The organism is Streptomyces bikiniensis, assembly GCF_000716625.1.
GTDB classification, from domain to species: Bacteria; Actinomycetota; Actinomycetes; order Streptomycetales; family Streptomycetaceae; genus Streptomyces; species Streptomyces bikiniensis.
The window spans coordinates 1-15,891 of sequence record NZ_JNXJ01000072.1; the positions used below are offsets into that span (position 1 = coordinate 1).

The following is a 15,891-nucleotide window of genomic DNA, read 5'->3' on the forward strand; positions in this document are numbered from 1 at the left end:
CCCGTTCCATGCGGCGTCATCCCCCCTGAGCCCGTGGCTGAAGGGATTGTTCCATGGGCTGCCAGCGTCTCCGCAGGACGGCATTCTGAAACGATCAGTTAGCCGGTCTAATTCCTGAGTCCAGTGGGCGAGGTTGCCTCGGGTGATGAGTGTGTTGGGGTGGTCGGGTCCCAGGATGCGCAGGCGGTCGTTGAGGAGTTCGGCGGTGGCATCTGCGGCGCCTTGTGTGTCTCCTGCTTGCCCGCGCCAGGAGGCGAGGTTGCCTCGGGTGATGAGTGTGTCGGGGTGGTCGGGTCCCAGGATCCGTAGCTGGTCGTTGAGGAGTTCGGCGGTGGCATCTGCGGCGCCTTGTGTGTCTCCTGCTTCCCCGCGCCAGGAGGCGAGGTTACTGCGGGTGGCGAGTGTGTTGGGGTGGTCGGGTCCCAGGATCCGTAGCTGGTCGTTGAGGAGTTTGGCGTAGGCGTTGACGGCGCCTTGTGTGTCTCCTGCTTGCCCGCGCCAGGAGGCGAGGTTGCCTCGGGTGGTGAGTGTGTTGGGGTGGTCGGGTCCTAGGATCCGTAGCTGGTCTTTGAGGAGTTCGGCGGTGGCATCTGCGGCGCCTTGTGTGTCTCCTGCTTGCCCGCGCCAGTGGGCGAGGTTGCCTCGGGTGGTGAGTGTGTTGGGGTGGTCGGGTCCCAGGATGCGCAGGCGGTCTTTGAGGAGTTCGGCGGTGGCATCTGCGGCGCCTTGTGTGTCTCCTGCTTCCCCGCGCCAGGAGGCGAGGTTACTGCGGGTGGCGAGTGTGTCGGGGTGGTCGGGTCCCAGGATGCGCAGGCGGTCTTTGAGGAGTTCGGCGAAGGCATCTGCGGCGCCTTGTGTGCTTCCGGTTTGCCCGCGCCAGGAGGCGAGGTTACTGCGGGTGGCGAGTGTGTTGGGGTGGTCGGGTCCCAGGATCCGTAGCTGGTCGTTGAGGAGTTCGGCGTAGGCGTTGACGGCGCCTTGTGTGTCTCCTGCTTCCCCGCGCCAGGAGGCGAGGTTGCCTCGGGTGGTGAGTGTGTCGGGGTGGTCGGGTCCCAGGATCCGTAGCTGGTCGTTGAGGAGTTCGGCGTAGGCGTTGACGGCGCCTTGTGTGTCTCCTGCTTCCCCGCGCCCCGTGGTCCGGGCGCTCGGGCCATGCTTCGAGGAGGGCATCGGCGGCAGCCAGAGTGGTAGTGGTCTGTTGCTCAGGAGTGAGGGTTTCGCGGGTGGTGTGCTGGACCAGCGCGTGGACGCGGGTGGCGTCAGGGGTGTGGTCGATAAGGCTGAGACGGTGTAACACGCTGAGGGCCTGTATGACCTGCCGTTCCTCGACCCGCTTCCTGCATTCTGCAGCTTCGGAAGTGGGGTCTGCATCTATGGCATTTTGGCCGAGGTAGTCGCGGGCAGTTTCGGTGGAGGTCAGTGCGGTGGGGATGCCGTCAGAGGACAGGGCCGAAAGCAGAGCGAGTAGAGGCCTGGCCAGGCCGGCCGGTGGCAGGGTGTCGGCGTGCTGGAGGCTGAGGTCCCAGACGGCCGCGACGGGGAGTTCTTGGTCGTCAGGTAGGGCATCGGGGGTGAGTTCGGCCAGGCGTGCGGTGCGTTCGGTCAGCATCCGGTGGTAGTCGGCCGCGGTGTGTCCGGTGTCGGCGAGGTAAGCGGCGGCCTGCGCGAGAGCGAGTGGCAGATACCCCAGAGCGTGAGCCAGGGCGCGCAGGTCGTGCTCGGGTTCGGTGTGTCCGTAGTCGGTGAGGCGTCGGGTGAGGAAAGCCAGGGCTTCGGCAGAAGTGAAGACATCGACGTCGATCCGAGTGCCGCGGTCGCGCAGGGCGGCGTCGCGGCGCCGGGTGGTGGCCAGGGTCTGGCCGAGGGGTGAGGCGGGGGGCCACAGGCCGGTCAGGTGGTTGGGGTCGGTGATGTTGTCCAGCACGATCAGCCAGCGCACCGCCCGCGTCCCCGCCGCCACTGGGCGGGGCTGGAGCCAGGCCAGGAAAAGAGCCGCGTTCTGTTCATCGTCCTCAGCGACGCCTGGGAGAGCGAGGGCGCGGGCGGCTTGGGCGTAGGCGGACAGAACACCGGAGCGGTCGGTGGCCGTGGCCCACACCACCACATCCGCCCGGCCATCGGCGATCTGGATACGTGCGTGGTGGGCGGCGATCTGGGTCTTGCCGACCCCGCCCAAACCTGACAACACCCACCGCGCATCACCCGACCCGCCCTCGTCCTGGCCGGTGTCGTCTTGGCCTCCGGTGTCTTGTGCAGGGGTTCCGGTGAGGACGACTGTTCCGCCGTCCTCCAGCGCGGTGCGCAGCAGCCCGCTCTGGGACCGTGCCTGGTACCGGCTTGCCGCCGCCGGCACAGTGCCCACCACGATCGGGAACGACACCACCCGCTCCGACGGTCCCGGCACACCCATATTGATCGTCACGCCTTGCATGGATACGTGATCCCCGCTGATCCCCAGCCCAAGATCACCGCCCGCGTTCAGCGCGCGTTCCCCTACACCGGCTGTGCCTTGAGGCGGAACGGTCGCTGCCGGCACCGCCGACGTCGGTGCAGCCTCGGAGATTTCCTTCGGCTCTTCGGCCTCGAGGTTCTCGGTGTTGCTCTTCTTCGCCCGCTTGGGCCACAGGGGACTCACGGCTGGTTCGACGGTCCGTCCTGCTTAGGGGCGTCACCGGTGACGGCTTCGCCGATCGAACCCCCGGCCTCGACCCCCCGCTCACCGGGTGCCCCCGGCACCGTGCCGCCCGCGCCACCGGGCGCCGGGGCGCTGCCGGGAGGGATGGTGGGGGAGGGGTGGGTGAGGGTGTGGCCGTCTCCGGTGACCGCCCGGCCGATCGAGCCTCCCGCCCGCACCGACCGCGCCCCGCTCACCGGCGGTGCGGTGGGTGACGAGGGTGCGGGGGTTGTTCCCTGCCGGAGAGCGAGGGTCAGTCCCGCCAGGCCTGCGGCTGCGCCGATGATGCTGGCCACCCGGTCACCGGTGTCCAGGTCCACGAACACCGCCACCGCGACCAGTCCGAGCATGACCATGGCGCACAATCCTGCGGTCACCCGCCACCACGCTTGAGACATCCCAGCCCACCCCCACAGGACGAACAGCTCGCACCGGCCTCGAAGCGCCGGCCGCGTTGCCGAAGCGTTCATCGTAGGAGCAGAGCCGGACAGCCTGGAGCCGAACGTGTACATACACACGGGCGCGATGACCAGATCCCTGGACATCCACGACCTGCTCGATCGTTACCTCTGCCCGGCTTCCAGCCATGAGAGCAGCTCACACCGGCCGATACGGCCCGCTCGAGACGCCGACAGTCAGTACGGTCGCCGGGCAGGTGCGTGGGTCGCGTGATGGGCGCCAGGTCGCTGCATTTGTCATCGGCGAGATGAACGAGGAGCAGTTGACTGTGGTCCTCGAAATGCCTCCTAGCTGTTCCCGGAGCCTGGGCACCCGTACTGCTTCGTGGCTTCGTCTCGCTGACTGCGGGCGGGGCTCAGGTGTGTTTTACGGCCGTAAAACTGGTGGCGGGCCCGTGCTGGCGCGACGTGGTGCTGTGCGTAGAGCGTGGTGTGGGTGGGGAGTTGTAGCTGGCTGAGGTAATGCAGGGGGAGGAGCGGGGCATGGGAGCGGTGACGGTGGCGCTGCTGGTGTTAGGCGTCTTGGGCGCGGGGGGCTTGGCCGGCTTTCTGGTTCGGGCCGGGCGTCGCGAGGCCGAGGCGGAGAAGGCACGGCTGGCAGAGCAGGCCAGGATCCAGGCCGTACGGTCGATGGAGGCGGTCTGGACGATGGACCCATTGCAGTTCGAGGAGTACGTCGCGGAACTGTGCCGCCGGGACGGTTGCACAGATGTACGCCGCGTGGGTGCGGCGAACGACTTGGGCGCCGACGTGATCGGCCGGCTGCCGGACGGCCGGAAACTCGTGGTGCAGTGCAAGCGCTACGCCAAGCACCGCACCGTCGGCAGCCCGGACCTGCAGAAGTTCAACGGCACCGCACGCAGCGAACACGGAGCAGACGTTCCGCTCTTCGTCGCCTCGTGCAAGTTCACCAAGCAGGCCCGGGCCTTCGCCGCCCGCCACGGCCTGGTCCTCATCGACGTCGACCTGCTCGGCTTCTGGAACAGCGGCACAGCCCTTACTTCGCTCCTCGACCTGGACATCGGCCGGTCCGGCACCAACCGGAAACTGGCACCGGACACTTGAGCTCTCCTGGTACTCAGCGCCAAGGCGCCGCTCCGAACCGTACTGCCAGGTTGCTCGTCCTATAGGGCCAGCGCCTATATACCAGGTCAGTCCGTAGATACCGAGGGGGATGTCGAAGGGTGCTGGACGCGCTTGTCGCATAGGCCGGTGCGGAAGTGACCGCGTTCGGCGCGCAGATCGTCGACGAAGGCGGCCACGGCCTGGCGGAAGCGGCTGCGCTAGGCGGGTGTGGGGCGGCCAAGGTCGGAGGTGAAGCGTGGCAGGGCCGCGTAGGTGGGCGTGGCGAACTTCTCCAGGACGCACGAAGCCCCCGGCCGGTTCGGCCGGGGGTAGTGGTGGCTGTTCGTGTTAAAGGGCGTCGGTGACGTAGTGCTCAGTCTTGGTGGGTGGGGCTCGCGAGGTCGTGGCGCAGCATTCGCACGGCGCCGTCATTCGTCGCCGTAGCGGTCCCGCATCGCCTCCGTCCACTGCTCAGGCCGGGCCGCCTGGCAGCCGGGGCATCGGCGCCCGGTGACGCGTTCGGTGGTGGGGAAGTCGGACTGCGCGGAGCGCACCTGGAGCACGTCCAGGAGCAGCGGCGTGCGGTAGAGGGGACAGGGTTCTCCGTGCCTGGTAATAGTCATGGGCGGGAGAGTGCACACACCGGTGGCCTACTGTCGCGTGCTCATCCGGCGGCCCGTCTGGCAGCCGCTGCGGTGAAGATCTGGTGATGCTCTCCCGCCCGGCGGGCCGCGCGTCACCCAAGCAGTCCAGCAGCAGGCAGACGGCCTCTTCGGCGGCGGACTGGCCACCGCCGCCGCAGCGAGCGTCGTAGTCCAGCCGCTGCCCGGTACGACCCTCGCCTCCATCCCGGCGCCCTACCAGCCCCACAGCGAAGACGAACTCTCCGACCAGGAACGCGAAGACGTCGAAGCCTGCAAGGCCGGCGTCGACAACCTCCGCAACGCCTTCTGGGTCGCCGGCAAGTCGCTGGAGACGATGAGCACGGCCAAGCTGCACCGGGAGGAGAACCCCAACTTCGCGGAGTGGATCTGGGAGAAGTGGGAGATCTCCGAGTCGAACCTCTACCGGCTCATCGACGAGTGGCGCGTCGGCGAGGCCCTCGCCAACCTCGGCCACAAGCCGCTGGAGTCGCACGTCCGGAAGATGACCGAGCTGCGCCGTCAAACCAGCGACAAGGTGGCGATCACGGTCTACGACACCATCGCCCGCTGCCGTACCCGCGTCACTGGCGACCTGGTCGAGAAGGTGGTCAACGACCTCGGCTTCCTCCCGAAGGACGCAGACGCCGCCGACGTCAGCCGTCGTGTCCGTGACCTCCTGGCGCCGCCGAAGGAGGAGGAAGAGACCGAGACCGAGAACGAGGTCCAGGGCGACGGCGTCCCCAACATCACCTCTCTCGGAAACGACTCCCCAAATGGGGAGTCGAGCCCGAATCCCAGTAATAGCAAGGGCGACCCTCTCGCCACGAAGGACATCAAGCGCCTCCAGGACGCCCTGGGCGCCCTCCAAGACGCCGCGAAGAAGGTAAACAAGGCCGCGGCCCGGCGGGCCGTCGAGGCACAGCCCGGCGTCGCCGTCCCACTCGTGCAGGAGATCGGATCGCTGCTCCAGCAGATCGACAGGGCCGTAGCGTTCAAGCTCCCGAAGACGGAGTAGCCCGCGAAGTTCCAGAGGCGACAGGCGACGGCCGAGCGCTCCCATCCGGGAGAGCCCGGCCGTCACTCGCTCTTCGGTCCGCCGGTGCACCAACTGGCCGCCGGTTACGGGTGACGCTCCGAAGTGGCCTCGGGCGCTGACTTGGGGCCCGGGCGTCGGCTGCCAGTGCTGTGACCCGCCGTTGTCACGCACTCTCAGTCTTCGGAGCGCCAGCTTCCTTTCCCTGGGACGGGAGCTTCGGCTGCGCCGTTGACTCAGGGGTGGACCCGGCGTTAGTGCCGCCCGCAGCACGCCGGGCCTGAAGGAACCAGCCGTTCTTGATGCAGCGGCGTGTTTTGTCATCTACCCACGTCAAGCTGTCGGCCGCGTAGGAGGGCGTGTCGTGGAGCAAGAGGAGGCACATCAGCCGGTATGCCCGACGGCGTACGGCGTCTCTTTCCTCCACCGAGGACTCTGCACCCATGTAAGCCTCGGCGGAGGCGACGTTCCAGCCGTCACTCAACTCCTGCTCAGTGGCTGCGGCCGCAGCAGCCTCGGCATCTTGGGTTTTCCAACGCGTGATGTTAGACGACGTGCGGCCCATGGAGTACGCGACCTGATGCTCGGTCCATCCAACCCTCGTTGCGCACGCCACAAGCAGCGCCACCAGCTTCTCGACCTCGTGAACGAGCGGAACGGTTTCGCGTAGCAAGCGATGCAGCCACGGATCCATCTCCTCAGCTAGCGACGTATTCAGATTGAGCGTTTCGCTCAAGGCGAGAGCGATCACGTCGAGCTGTGTGTCGACTACTGCTTGCACTCCTGGGGGAACCTCCTGACCGCTGGGGTTCTCATCACCGACGTACGACGGGCAACTCTGCTTTTCTGGCATGACCTACCAACGACTGCGCCCCGGGAACAGGAAGCTTGACCATGCCTGATTACAACGATCGGGTCTCTCGTAACGGTAGGTTGCCAAGGCGACTTCGTGGACTAAGAGCCACACCACGATGGAGGGGGAAAGCCGGCCAAGACCGATCCCATCGAGCCTGATCTGTATCTCTCCGCTCAGTGACGAGTCAGGATGTCGTGTGTCCTGATCCGGCGCCACACGATGTGCCGGTCTCTGGCTATCCGTGCCCGGCCGTACGACCACGTCGCGCGCCCGTCCGGTGCCCAGGTCAGCTCGTAGACGCCCGGGGCGGAGCGGACGCCCTTGATGCGCAGGCCCGGGTGGAAGGGCCGTCCGGTGCGCAGGTCGGGGACGAAGCCGTTGAGGACGGCGCGGCGGAAGCGGTGGCGCTGTGCGGGGGTGAGGCGGTCGAGGTCGGTGGTGAAGCGGGTGGTGGTCTCGAACGTGGGCACGGTGGGTTTCCTCCGGGCAGCACGACGAGGCCCCGGTGGATACCGGGGGCCGGTGGAGCGTTCAGGGTGAGGCGGAGAGGGTGCGCTACGTGGTGCTGATAGGCGTCAGACGACACGTTGGGGGTGGTGCCGGAGAGCGATGACACTCCGGGCCGGCCCCGGGTCGTATCCCGCCCGGCGGGACGCGGACGAGGAAGTCGGGCCCTTCTTCCCGCCTGGCGGGACGCGGACCGGTTCGGCCTTTTCTTGCTGGTCAGCGCGGTGTGGCGTGGTGGTCATGATGGATGTCCGCCTGATCAGGCGCGGTCAGATGTACCGCTACTACCTGCGGCAGGTCGTTGTCGGCGACTACCTCCGCCCTGTTCGCACCCCCCTCGGCATAGCCCAGGTACAGGTGGGTGTTCCGCCGGGCCGGTGGACGGGGCGGGGACTGGCCGGCCTCGGTCTGCGCTTTGGGGCGATCGTCACCGAGGACGAGCTGTGCCAGCTCTTCGGGCAGGGCCGGCACCCGCACGGCGACTGGCTCGTCGCCGAGGCGCTCGCCGCCGGGAAGAAGCCGGCGGTCGCGGCGAGGGCCGGGAAGCTGGGCCGCGCGGTGGAGGTCACCGGAGCGGATCTCGTCTTCCGCCCGCAGCCGACTATCCAGCTCCTCTGGGCGCTGGGGGAGGAGGAGACGCGGCGGGTGATCGAAGGCGCGCACGAGCGGGCGATCGAGGCGACGCTCGCCTGGATCGAGGACCACGCGGCGACCATCCGCGTCGGCGCCCAGGGCCGCTACCCCACCCGCCCGGTACACGGCTTGGCCTTCGCGCGGTTCCGCCACTACGAGTCGAGAGCCGGAACCCCATTGCTCCACGACCACGTCCTGGTGTCCCTGCGGGGGCTGCGGCCGGACGGGACGTGGGGGGGGGTGCCCCTATGTAGTTCGTCAAGGTGGAGGGTTAGCTTGCTGGTGATGTCAGCTGGGGAAGGGGATGCGGTGGGGGCGTCGAGTGGAGGGCCGAAGGCGCGGGCCGTCGAGGAGTGGCGCGACGTCTATGACCTGCTGGATGCCGTTCGGCAGCGGCCGAACGCATGGGTGCGTAACGGCTCGTTGCAGGAACTGGCGGTGATGATGTTCGGGTACCACCTCGCGCTTCAGGTCCACGATGTTGATGAGGCGTTCGAGTTCCACCGTGGGAGTGGAGGGTTTGCCTCCTGGCTAGGCAGGGCCCGTGGATGGTCGATGGCGACCGGGTGGGACGCTGCGATCATGGAGAATTTGCCTGGCGAACCTCCGCTTGACGCCTTCTTCCGGCTCGTGGACGAGTACCGAGAGTTCGCAGGTCAGCCAGGTTCGTGAAGTCTCTATGCATGCGGTCTGGTCATGCTGAGCGAGCGGGTTGGGGTTCGTAGAAGGTTCCGTCACGGAGCATCGCGAACAGGACATCGGCCCGCCGCCGGGCGAGGCAGAGCAGGGCCTGGGTGTGGTGCTTGCCCTGGGCGATCTTCTTGTCGTAGTAGGCCCGGGATGCCGGGTCGCCGAGGGCTGCAAAGGCGGAGAGGAAGAAGGCCCGTTTGAGCTGCTTGTTCCCTCGGCGGGAGGGCTGTTCGCCTCGGATCGAGGAGCCTGAGTTGCGGGTTGCCGGGGCGAGTCCGGCGTAGGCGGCGAGGTGGGCGGCGGAGGGGAAGCTGCTGCCGTCGCCGACCTCGATGAGGATCCTGGCTCCGGTCCTGATGCCGACTCCGGGCATCGAGATCAGGACCTGGGAAAGAGGGTGGGCCTCCAGCAGTTCCTCGATCCGCCCGGCCAGGAGCTTGCGCTGGTCGAGGACGGCGGCGAGCGAGCCGGCCAGGCTCGGGACGATCAAAGCGGCCGCTTCGGTGCCGGGAACCACCACGGTCTGCTCGTCCAGCGCGGTGAATATGTCCTCGACCAGCCGCTCGGCCATCCTCGGCGCTTTCGGCCGCAGCAGCGTGACCAGCCGCCGGCGGCCTGCCTTTCGGATCTGGGCCGGGGAACCGAACCGCTCCAGCATGGCCAGGACAGCCGGGTGCTGCAGCCGCGGGCCCAGGACCCGTTCCAGGGACGGGTGGATCTGGGTGAGCAGGCCGTGGAGCCGGTTCACGACGCGGGTGGCCTCACCGGTCAGGTCGTCGTCGAAGCCGACGATCATCTCCAACTCGGCGATCGCCTCATCTTCGAGGTCGACCGAGCGCAGCGTGTGAGGCATCGCGCGGGCGGCGTCGGCGATGATGAACGCGTCCCTCGCGTCGGTCTTGGCCTCGCCCGGGTAGAGGTCGGCGATCCGCCGCATCGTCAGGCCGGGCAGGTAGGCGACGGGGCAGCCCATGTCCCGGGCGACCGCCAGGGGCAGGGCGCCGATCGAGGCCGGCTGGTCGACTACGACCAGCACCGTTCCGTGCTTGGCCTGGAGTTTCGCGAACAGCTCGCGGAGCTTGGGCTCGGTGTTGGGCAGGCGTTTGTCGAACGCCTTCTTCCCGGCCGGTGTGACGGCGGTGGCGTGGTGTTCGCCCTTACCGACGTCCAGGCCGAGATAGACGTCGATGTCGCCGGTCTCGATCACGTGCATCCTCCGGTCGTGCTTCTGCCCGGCCTCGTCCACGGCACCGATCGCCACATCCACATTACGAAGAGCCTCCCGACCTACGAACAGGCTGGTGGTCATGCCCCTAATCAGCGGTCAGTCAGTGCCTCCGGGCCCGGTGACACCACCCCCCGGATCATGGTTAACAAGGGGGGGAAGTCATGCCGGGCCCGGAGGCCGGTAGCCCCGTTGCGGGGCCACCAAAAAGGTAATGGGGGGGGCACTCCACGGCGCTGCTGGAGAACGTGGTCGCGGCCTCCTCTCTCTACAACGAGCTGGTCATGGCCGGGGTGTGCGAGGTGCTGGACGTGGCGTCCGAGCCGCGTACGGTCAGCGCGGGGCGTCGGCCGGTGATGGAGGTGGCCGGGGTGCCGCACGAGCTGATCGGCTGGATGTCCCAGCGCGGCTACGAGATCGATCTGTGTCGCCAGGAGTTGGAGCATGAGTACGTCACCGTCGTCGACGAGGACGGCAACCTCAAGTTCGCGCCCGTCGTCTCCGAGGAGGCCCGCACGAAGCTGAACCGGATCGCGGCCAGGAAGACGCGCCCGCCGAAGCCAAAGGCCCGCTCCCTTGCACAGTTGCGTACCGACTGGCGGGCGGGCGCGAAGGAGTTCCTCGGCGAGGCCGCGCACCTTGTCGACAGTCTGTTGGAGCGGGCCCGGGTCGCGGCCGCCGCGATCCGTGCCCAGGTCGCCGAGACCCTGGACGTCGCCCTGGCGGCGCTCGGCGTCAGCGCGATGGTGTTCGTGATGAGCAGCAACGGCCTCTTCCATCGCCGTCACCTGCTTGCCGAGGCCCGGCGCTTCCTCGCCCTGGTCCAGCGCGGCCGCCGCCGCGAGCCCGGTCTGGACGAGACGATCGTGAACGCGGCCATCGCGGCGCACTGCCTGGACATCACCGAACCGAAGACCACCCGCGGGCTCCTGGCGGACTACCGCCTCTACACCGCCCGCTGGGCCCACCCCGACCCGACCCGCACCCGGCGGCGCGCACCGGAGGCGGCTCCCGACGTCGACCACCGGCCCCCGGCCGGCCTCACCGCCCCAGGCGCCCCGGTCCTGCGGGTGGAGCCAGGAGACTGGGGCATCCCGCGCGTCCCGCTGCGCTACGACCGCGCGGTCATCGCCTCCACCGCCCTCACCCACCAGCTACGCGCCGCGCGCGGTGCGGGACGCGCCCGCTAGAGGAGATGAAGGCACGCGGCAAGGCACTCCGAGAGCGCTACGCGCCCCACCCCGAAGCTCCCGCTCCCCGGCCGGTCCTCGAGGACCAGGAGCGTGAGCAGCGTCCCGAGCAGCCCGGCACCGGACACGGTGGGCCGAGCCGCTGAATGGGCTCCACTCTCCACGGGTGAGGTCCACTCCGTGGAGAGTGGAGCCCACCGAGTGGAGCCCACCGAGTGGAGCCCACCGTTTCGCCGGGTGGGCCGGGGGCCGAGGCCGTGGTCGCATCGGCTGGGACGCGACCGTCGGCTATGCCCCGGCGGTGAGGGAGGAAGGCGAGGGTGGGAGGAGCCGTTCACCGATGTACGGAGGTCCTCGCCATGGTCCACTCGATCCCGGATCTCGCACCCGAGTACATGGAGCGCTTGGAGCAGCTCGCCGACGCGGTCCGGCTGCGGGCGGTGCTGTACGCGGCGCCTGCCGTGCCCGCGCCGGTCCGGGGACGCCGGACACAGCAGTACCCCGGAGGCCGGCCGAACCCGCCGAGGGCCGTACGCCCGCACCGCTCCCGCCGCCGCTGAACCCGCCCCTCCACCCGGCCCGGTGGTGCGCCCGGGGATGTGCCGCACCGCGCCACCGAGTGGAAGTGGACTCCACCGGCCCCGGGACAAACGGTGCGGTCAAGGGGTGGTCAAGGGGTAAAACGGACACCGCGAGGCGCGGATCCCACCCCCAGGACGGGCTCACCGAGTGGAGCCCATCCGGTGGACTCCACCGGATGGACCGCGACTCCCACCGAAATAGCCGCCACGGAAATGGGCCCACTCGGTGGAGGGTGGAGCCCACTTCCGTTCCGCTCCACCCGGTGGTCTCCACCCATCGTTCCGGTCGCCGGGTGGATCCCACCGGGTGTGCTGCCCGGGTTCAGGCGGTGGCCGGCCATCCGGTGGCGACGTCGCCGCGGACGTCAGCGAGGAACTCGCTCACCTGGTCGACCTCCTCCATGCACTCGATCAGGAACCGGGCTGCGGACCAAGCGGCCTCCGCCCCCTCACCCGCCAGGCACCGGCGCATGAACTCCCGGCTCGTCACGGCCGCCAGCTTGTCCATGACGTAACCGGCCTCGCAGTCGGCGTGCCCGTCAAGCACGACGGTGAGGTGACGGGTCAGCAGCAGCGCGCCGAACTCACCGACCGTCCGCGCGAGCCGGTTGTCGGCGTGGAACGCCGCCAGCTCGGTCTGCTCCCGCTCGGTGCCCTGGTAGCGCCAGACCAGCTCGATGTAGTCGGCGGCCCACGCCATCCGCTCCCGGTACTCGGCGGCCTGCGCGGTCTGCTCCGAGGCGGTGGTGGTGGTCTGCGTCGTCGTTTCCATGGGGAACTCCTTGTCCGTGTCGGTGGCGGGCACCTGACGCGCCCGCCTGCCCGTAGAAGTGAGGGGAGGGGGTTATCGGGTGGCGGGGGCCGGATGGGCCTGGAGCGCCTGGTGCAGGGCGACGCTGTTGAGGTGCTCCAGGACGTCGGCCTGGTCCTCGTGGTCCTCGACGAGCAGCTGCGCGATGAGGTGCAGGGCGGTGCGGGCGAGAGGTTCGGCGGTGTCCGGGCCGGCCGTGGCCCAGGTACGCAGGGTGGTCACGAAGACGTTGCCGAGGGCGTCGAGGGCGAAGGATTCGTCGCACGGTTCCGGCACGCGTTCGCCGACCGCAGTGACGGGGACGACGATTCGCTCGACGATGTCCACGATCAGCTCGGGCATCCGCGGCTCGGCGACCGCGAGCTCGCCGGCGAACTCGGTGTCCTCGACGCTGACCGCCCGCAGGTGGTCGAAGACGTCCATCACCGCGTCCGGGGTCATCGGGGCGAGCGGCACAGTGACGGTGTTCTCGGGCATGGCAGCTCCTCACGTTCGGGCCGCTCCTGCTGATCGCGGCGGCCTCGAAGACACCCTCGAACTGCGGCCCTGTGGACAGAGTCCGGCCGCCGAGGGGGAGAACTCTCCCTCAGCCCGAAGCGGACGTATCGGTACCGCAAGGGTTAAATCCGGCCCCTTGTTCAGCAGGGTCGGCCCGACCGCAAGCCGGGCCATGGCCCCTTGTCCACCTCTGCTACCGCCCTGGTGGCCGACGCGTTCTCCAGGGATCCGGTCGTGATGCCGCTCACGGACAAACCCTTACGAAGGGGGCCTAGTCAAGGAGGAATCGGACATCGGATACCGCTGGCGGTCAGACCGTGGACAAGGGGGTCTTCCTCACAGTGGGCCCGGCCCGTACGCACATCCGCGTACGGGCCGGACGACCGCCGACCCGGCCCGCAGGCCGGAGAAACCGAGGACACCGTGCCCGCCGATCTCACGCCCGACCCCGCCCGCGACCGGCACGCTCCCTGTGACCGGCACGCTCCCTGTGACCGGCACGCTCCCTGTGACCGGCACGCTCCCCGCGACCGCCGGCCTTCCGAGGACATCGACCAGGTCCCGCAGGCCCCCTCCACGGGCCCCTCCATCACCCCCTCCACGGCCACTTCGCCCCCCGGACGCATCCGCGCAGGTCAGCCCCGGAAGTCAAGGCCCGCCGACACGTTCGACAACCCTCCTGGGACGACACAGGTCTGGAAGCCGACCGGAGTGCGACGCAAGGAAGTGCTGAGGGCTCTGGGCATCTTCCAGCGGGCTACCGCCGATCAGCTCTGGAGGATGCTGCGCCCCGCAGACCGGCACGACCGGTGCACCAGGGACACCCTGAAGGCCTTGGAGAAGACGGGCCTGGTCCGGGAGGAGACGCGACTGGAGTCGGGACACAAGCTGTGGGTGCTCACGGAGAAGGGCCACAAAGAAGCCAAGCTGCTGCTGCCGAAGTCGGTGCGGATCTCCGCGCTGCGCAAGCTCCGCCTCGACGCCAAGGGCCGGCCGGTGAAGGACGACGGCTACGACGAGCACGCCGCCGCCGTCACCCTCACAGCCGCTGTGCTCACCGGGGCCGGGTTCGGCACGCCGTTGTCCTGGCAGACAGAGATCGCTCACAAGCTCCCGTACGGCTACACCCAGTACGCCGATCTGACGATGCGCGCCCCGGACGCCAGGGTGCCCGCGATGCTCCTGGAGGTCGACCGCGTCACCGAGCCCGTCGACGAGCTGGTGGACAAGCTGCGCCGCTACACCGACTGGTTCGAGCTGCTGGCGCCGAAGGCCGATCCGAACAAGGAGATGGCGGCCCGCTACGAGCAGCTGGGTTCGAAGGTGCAGCAGTTCAGGCTGTGGCCGCTCCTCTATCCGGCGACCGGCCGGGAGGGCTACGTGCCGGTGGCCTTCGTGTTCACCGGGAAGACCGCCGAGCAGCGCGAAAGCCGCATGCAGCGCCTGGAGCAGGCCGCCCACCGCTACTTCGCCGGGGAGCCGTATCCGGGCCAGGGCGAGGGGATTACGGCCGTCGACTACCACCAGGCGGTGCCCGTGGTCGTCACCGAGCTGGAGCGGATCACCGCCGATCCGGCCGGGGCTGCGGGGAAGGTGTGGCGGCGGCTCGGGCGTGAGGAGTGGCAGACGCTCACCGAGGCCCTGGACAACCCGGACGGCGACCGGCTGTACCTCGTGCAGTGGAGGGAGGCCAAGCGCCGGCGGGAGGAGCGCGAGGCCGCGAAGAAGGAGGCGCAGCGGCCGGTGTGTGTCCAATGCGGGGCGAAGTTCACCGACGAGCGCTGGCAGTACCTGCTCGGGCGGGGAAGGTCCTGGGGCGACCGTACCGACAAGTTGTGCGGGCCGTGCCGAGACGAGCACTTCGCACGGCTCGAGGCCGAGCGTGCCGCGCGCCGTGAGGCCGAGGAAGCCGCGGAGCGGGAGACGGCTGAAGCGGAGGTGAAGAAGGGCCGCGGCCTGTTCGGGCGGCGCCGGTAGCGCGGCACGGCATGGGTCGGCCTGACCCACGCCGTGCCTGCCCCCGGCCGGTCGCCGCGACGCGACGTTAACGAGGTCGGTGCTCTACGTTCCCGCCTGCTCGGTCCCGCGACCGCGTCTCCACCCGGGAGACCGGCGCGGCCGGGCGGAAATGACACGTCACCATGACCGTCATCGAGCCCGGCCTGTCCGTACGCGACGGCTTCGCCGAAGGACCGCTCGCGGATGCCACGCTGTCCCGCGCGGCCCGCGTCGCGCAGCTGCTCGACGAACTGCAGGAGCAGGCGCCCATGCTGACCGACGCCCGACTGCGCGACGGCGTGCACCGGGTGCTGCGCCGCCTCACTCAGAGGCAGCCGCCCGCGTTCCAGGTCGACAGCTACACCGCGTTGATCCGCCGGGGGGTGCGCATCGACTGGCACGTTCCCGACCGTCTGCCCTGCGCCTGACGCCCGCCTCGCGGGAGAGCACCCCCGTGCCCTCCCGCGAGGCGGGAGAGGCCGGACTACCGGCCGCCGCCGGCCTTCCGCTGTCGGCGGCGGCTGGGAGGCTGGTCGGATGAACGAGGGTGAGGAGCAGCTGCTGCGCGGCCGGGTGTACGGCTGCGACCACGACGACCCCGACCCGGGGCCGAAGCCGGGCCGGACCTACGCCGAGCTCGTCGGCGGCCCGCTGGACGGCCTGCTGCTGGACATCCACGGCTGGCGGACCGAGGAGGTCGACGACGGCGTCGCCCTGGCCACCGAGCTTGGCCGGTGGCCCGGCGGCCGCGCGCTGTACGACCCACGCCCCGGCGAAGCGCGTAAGCCCGGCCCGGGCGTCGCCTGCCGCTTCCACTACACCGGCGATACCCCATGACCGGTGCCCCGCTCACCGGGACGATGACTGCCGGCCGCTCCGGAGCGGGTAGGGTCCGTGCCAGCCCGTGCCGATATGGCGTGCACGAGTCAGGCCCGGTGCCCAGATGCGCTCTGGGACGCAGTACCACCGGGCCGCCCACTCTCTCGCTCCGTACGGCACTCCAGCGCCCGCCCGCCGAAACGCCCCGT

At 69.3% G+C, this 15,891-nt stretch carries 16 protein-coding genes and 1 pseudogene; 8 read left to right on the forward strand and 9 right to left on the reverse strand.

Annotated elements, in window-relative coordinates; translation table 11 throughout:
- From OO47_RS36650 to OO47_RS31755, 3 genes and pseudogenes are all read right to left on the reverse strand, one after another.
- A partial coding sequence (locus tag OO47_RS36650; protein WP_234323365.1) for a tetratricopeptide repeat protein occupies positions 1–1,170 on the reverse strand: 1,170 nt, incomplete at its 3' end.
- A 490-nt stretch (positions 1,171–1,660) separates the two neighbouring features.
- Positions 1,661–2,431: pseudogene (locus tag OO47_RS38855) on the reverse strand (NB-ARC domain-containing protein); the annotation flags it as partial.
- Positions 2,432–2,631: 200 nt separating this feature from the next.
- Entirely contained in the window at positions 2,632–3,030 is a 399-nt protein-coding gene (locus OO47_RS31755) for a hypothetical protein (protein ID WP_234323367.1), read from the reverse strand.
- A 585-nt stretch (positions 3,031–3,615) separates the two neighbouring features.
- On the opposite strand from OO47_RS31755, the gene OO47_RS31760 reads away from it, so the two are divergent.
- Positions 3,616–4,197, forward strand: coding sequence for a restriction endonuclease (locus tag OO47_RS31760; RefSeq protein WP_030222923.1), 582 nt, complete (start codon positions 3,616–3,618; stop codon positions 4,195–4,197).
- Between the two features lie 428 nt (positions 4,198–4,625).
- Here OO47_RS31760 and OO47_RS31765 read toward each other — a convergent pair whose 3' ends face one another.
- Positions 4,626–4,820 (reverse strand): hypothetical protein, encoded by a 195-nt coding sequence (locus OO47_RS31765; RefSeq protein WP_051736426.1) that lies wholly within the window; start codon positions 4,818–4,820, stop codon positions 4,626–4,628.
- A gap of 355 nt (positions 4,821–5,175) precedes the next feature.
- On the opposite strand from OO47_RS31765, the gene OO47_RS31770 reads away from it, so the two are divergent.
- On the forward strand, positions 5,176–5,856 hold the full coding sequence (locus tag OO47_RS31770; protein ID WP_051716408.1) for a hypothetical protein: 681 nt from the start codon (positions 5,176–5,178) through the stop codon (positions 5,854–5,856).
- Positions 5,857–6,040: 184 nt separating this feature from the next.
- Here OO47_RS31770 and OO47_RS31775 read toward each other — a convergent pair whose 3' ends face one another.
- Positions 6,041–6,625, reverse strand: coding sequence for a hypothetical protein (locus OO47_RS31775; protein ID WP_158708737.1), 585 nt, complete (start codon positions 6,623–6,625; stop codon positions 6,041–6,043).
- A 278-nt stretch (positions 6,626–6,903) separates the two neighbouring features.
- Positions 6,904–7,200, reverse strand: a complete 297-nt coding sequence (locus tag OO47_RS31780; RefSeq protein ID WP_030222936.1) for a hypothetical protein — start codon at positions 7,198–7,200, stop codon at positions 6,904–6,906.
- 277 nt (positions 7,201–7,477) lie between these two features.
- On the opposite strand from OO47_RS31780, the gene mobF reads away from it, so the two are divergent.
- Positions 7,478–8,542 (forward strand): MobF family relaxase, encoded by a 1,065-nt coding sequence (gene mobF, locus OO47_RS34300; RefSeq protein ID WP_234323370.1) that lies wholly within the window; start codon positions 7,478–7,480, stop codon positions 8,540–8,542.
- A gap of 22 nt (positions 8,543–8,564) precedes the next feature.
- Here the strand turns inward: mobF and OO47_RS31790 are convergent, their stop codons facing one another.
- Complete coding sequence (locus OO47_RS31790; protein WP_106969511.1) at positions 8,565–9,773, reverse strand: IS110 family RNA-guided transposase; 1,209 nt, start codon at positions 9,771–9,773, stop codon at positions 8,565–8,567.
- 248 nt (positions 9,774–10,021) lie between these two features.
- Between OO47_RS31790 and OO47_RS31795 the strand changes: the two genes are divergently transcribed.
- Both OO47_RS31795 and OO47_RS31800 read left to right on the forward strand, forming a co-directional pair.
- The gene (locus tag OO47_RS31795) at positions 10,022–10,975 is read left to right on the forward strand and encodes a relaxase domain-containing protein (protein WP_078490102.1); all 954 of its coding nucleotides are present in this window, start codon (positions 10,022–10,024) and stop codon (positions 10,973–10,975) included.
- A gap of 359 nt (positions 10,976–11,334) precedes the next feature.
- Positions 11,335–11,535 carry a hypothetical protein gene (locus tag OO47_RS31800; protein ID WP_030222952.1) on the forward strand — a complete coding sequence of 67 codons (201 nt, stop codon included), beginning with the start codon at positions 11,335–11,337 and terminating at the stop codon, positions 11,533–11,535.
- 343 nt (positions 11,536–11,878) lie between these two features.
- On the opposite strand, the gene OO47_RS31805 is transcribed toward OO47_RS31800, so the two are convergent.
- Both OO47_RS31805 and OO47_RS31810 read right to left on the reverse strand, forming a co-directional pair.
- Positions 11,879–12,328, reverse strand: coding sequence for a hypothetical protein (locus OO47_RS31805; protein ID WP_234323368.1), 450 nt, complete (start codon positions 12,326–12,328; stop codon positions 11,879–11,881).
- A 72-nt stretch (positions 12,329–12,400) separates the two neighbouring features.
- Positions 12,401–12,844 (reverse strand): hypothetical protein, encoded by a 444-nt coding sequence (locus tag OO47_RS31810; protein WP_030222958.1) that lies wholly within the window; start codon positions 12,842–12,844, stop codon positions 12,401–12,403.
- Positions 12,845–13,102: 258 nt separating this feature from the next.
- Here OO47_RS31810 and OO47_RS31815 point away from each other — a divergent pair, with 258 nt between their 5' ends.
- The 3 genes from OO47_RS31815 (at position 13,103) to OO47_RS31825 (ending at position 15,700) form a co-directional block, all read left to right on the forward strand.
- Positions 13,103–14,842, forward strand: coding sequence for a replication-relaxation family protein (locus OO47_RS31815; RefSeq protein ID WP_078490106.1), 1,740 nt, complete (start codon positions 13,103–13,105; stop codon positions 14,840–14,842).
- A gap of 164 nt (positions 14,843–15,006) precedes the next feature.
- On the forward strand, positions 15,007–15,291 hold the full coding sequence (locus tag OO47_RS31820) for a hypothetical protein (protein WP_030222965.1): 285 nt from the start codon (positions 15,007–15,009) through the stop codon (positions 15,289–15,291).
- Between the two features lie 109 nt (positions 15,292–15,400).
- On the forward strand, positions 15,401–15,700 hold the full coding sequence (locus OO47_RS31825; protein ID WP_030222968.1) for a hypothetical protein: 300 nt from the start codon (positions 15,401–15,403) through the stop codon (positions 15,698–15,700).
- Positions 15,701–15,891 lie beyond the last annotated feature (191 nt).